Annotated in this window: 4 protein-coding genes; 2 read left to right on the forward strand and 2 right to left on the reverse strand. The window is 66.7% G+C overall.

All coding sequences use genetic code 11. From position 1 onward, the window contains the following. Nucleotides 1-610 (forward strand): ATP-binding domain-containing protein (locus D183_RS24040; RefSeq protein WP_039726195.1); only part of this gene is annotated, 610 nt, incomplete at its 5' end. A gap of 9 nt (nt 611-619) precedes the next feature. Here the strand turns inward: D183_RS24040 and D183_RS27730 are convergent. Next, nucleotides 620-832, reverse strand: coding sequence for a hypothetical protein (locus tag D183_RS27730; RefSeq protein WP_017908054.1), 213 nt, complete (start codon nt 830-832; stop codon nt 620-622). Between D183_RS27730 and D183_RS24050 the strand changes: the two genes are divergently transcribed. Beyond that, entirely contained in the window at nt 731-1,690 is a 960-nt protein-coding gene (locus D183_RS24050; RefSeq protein WP_255325521.1) for a virulence RhuM family protein, read from the forward strand. The genes D183_RS27730 and D183_RS24050 overlap by 102 nt on opposite strands. 101 nt (nt 1,691-1,791) lie before the next feature. Here D183_RS24050 and D183_RS0105140 read toward each other — a convergent pair. After that, the coding region (locus D183_RS0105140; RefSeq protein WP_017908056.1) for a hypothetical protein at nt 1,792-2,062 on the reverse strand (271 nt) is incomplete at its 5' end.

Genomic DNA, 2,062 nt, shown 5'->3' on the forward strand with positions numbered 1-2,062 from the left:
CCTGCTCACCGCCGTGCGCGCCGGCCCGCAGGGCGCGCGCGGGCTCAACGCGCGCATCGAACAACTGCTGGCCGAGACCGCCAGCGGCGCACGCCGCCTCGGCGCCGCCGCGCCCTGGTTCCACGGCCGCCTGTTGCTGATCACCGAGAACAGCTACCGCCACGGCCTGTTCAACGGCGACGTCGGCATCTGCCTGAAGGACGCCCAGGGCACCCTGGTCGCCTGGTTCGACGGCGCCGGCGACGGCGACGGCCAAGTCCGCGGCTTCCACCCGGCCGCACTGCCCGCGCACGAAAGCGCCTTCGCCATGACCGTGCACAAGGCCCAGGGCAGCGAATTCGACGAAGTCTGGCTTCAGCTGCCGGCCCGCGACGCCCGCGTGCTCAGCCGCGAACTGGTCTACACCGGCATCACCCGCGCCCGCCGCGCGCTGCACATCGCCGCCAGCGAAGCGGTGCTGCGCGCCGCCCTGGCCCGGCATGCGGCGCGGATCTCGGGGTTGGCGTGGCGGTTGGGTGGGGAGCAGCAGCCACAGTCGCAGCCGATGCGGCCTGCAGCCGATATCCTTCCCGAACTACCCAGCACGCCGATCCAGGGCGCGCTGTTTTGACGAACCGCGTCAGGAGCTGGCATGCGTAACGAAGACAAGGACGCCCCCACCTCGGAATTGATCCTGTATCGCAGCGAGGATGCGCAGACGCGGATCCAGGTGCGGCTGGAAGGCGAGTCGGTGTGGTTGACGCAGCGGCAGATCGCAGAACTGTTTCAAGTCTCTGTCCCAACGATCAATGAACATCTCGGCAGCATTTTTTCCGAGGGTGAACTTGAACATGAACGAACTATTCGGAGATTCCGAATAGTTCAAGCCGAAGGCGAGCGCCAAGTGCGCCGTACCATCGATCACTACAACCTCGACGCCATCCTCGCCGTCGGCTACCGGGTCCGCTCCGCGCGCGGCACCCAGTTCCGCCAGTGGGCGACGGCGCGGCTGTCCGAGTACTTGGTCAAGGGCTTCGCGCTGGACGACGAACGGCTCAAGCGCGGGCCTGACGATGGCTATTTCGAAGAACTGCTGGGCCGTATCCGCGACATCCGCTCGTCGGAGAAGCTGTTCTGGCGCAAAGTGCTGGACATCTACGCCACCAGCGTGGATTACGACCCGTCGGCCGAGGCCAGCCAGCGTTTCTTCGCCACCGTGCAGAACAAGATGCACTGGGCGGCCCATGGCCACACCGCCGCCGAACTGCTCATGGAGCGCGCCGACGCCAGCAAGCCGCACAGCGGCATGACCAACTGGGTGGGCGCCGCGCCGCGCGCGTCCGATGCGGTCGTCGCCAAGAGCTACTTGAACGCGGAGGAGCTGGGGGCACTGAACCGCATCGTCACCGCCTACCTGGAGTTCGCCGAGTTGCAGGCCATGAACCGCAGGCCGATGACCATGGACGCGTGGATCGCCAAGCTGGACGATTTCCTGCGCCTGAGCGACCGCGACGTGCTGACCCATGCTGGCCGCATCGGCCGCGAACAGGCATTGGAATTTTCCAAGGCCGAGTTCGCCCGCTACAGGCAGCGCACGTTGGAAGAACCGTCGCCGGTGGAGCGCGATTTCGAAGAGGCAACGCGCAAGCTGAAAGCGCTCGAGAGCGAGAAACGCCGGTCCACGCGGACCAAGCGGCCCACTGGCGAGTAAGCGAAGCGGCGTCCCGGGAACCGGCGAACTGCCGGGCCCGCAGCAACCTTCCGATGCGGGTAGGCCAGGCGAGCCCGGGGTCCGGGCTCGACGTCGCGCAACTACTTGGCCGGAACCCGCTGGTACTCGTCGCTGCCGGTGTTGAGGTGCCCATCGGCCTCGTCGATGGCGAAGTTCACCGTCTCGCCGTCGTTGGTCACCTGCAGCACGCCGTCCTTGTAGATGGCCGGGTAGCTCTCGGTCTTGGGCTTGCGGGTGAAGAAGCGCGGAGTGGTATTGCGCACCATGAACGACTCCCCGTTGCGCTCGATGTCGATCGTGTCGTCCTTCGACTCCACGTTGACCCAGTGGCCGACGAACTTCTCGCCCTCC

Origin of the sequence: Xanthomonas sp. SHU 199, from assembly GCF_000364665.1 — a bacterium.
In the GTDB taxonomy this organism is placed as follows: Bacteria; Pseudomonadota; Gammaproteobacteria; order Xanthomonadales; family Xanthomonadaceae; genus Xanthomonas_A; species Xanthomonas_A sontii.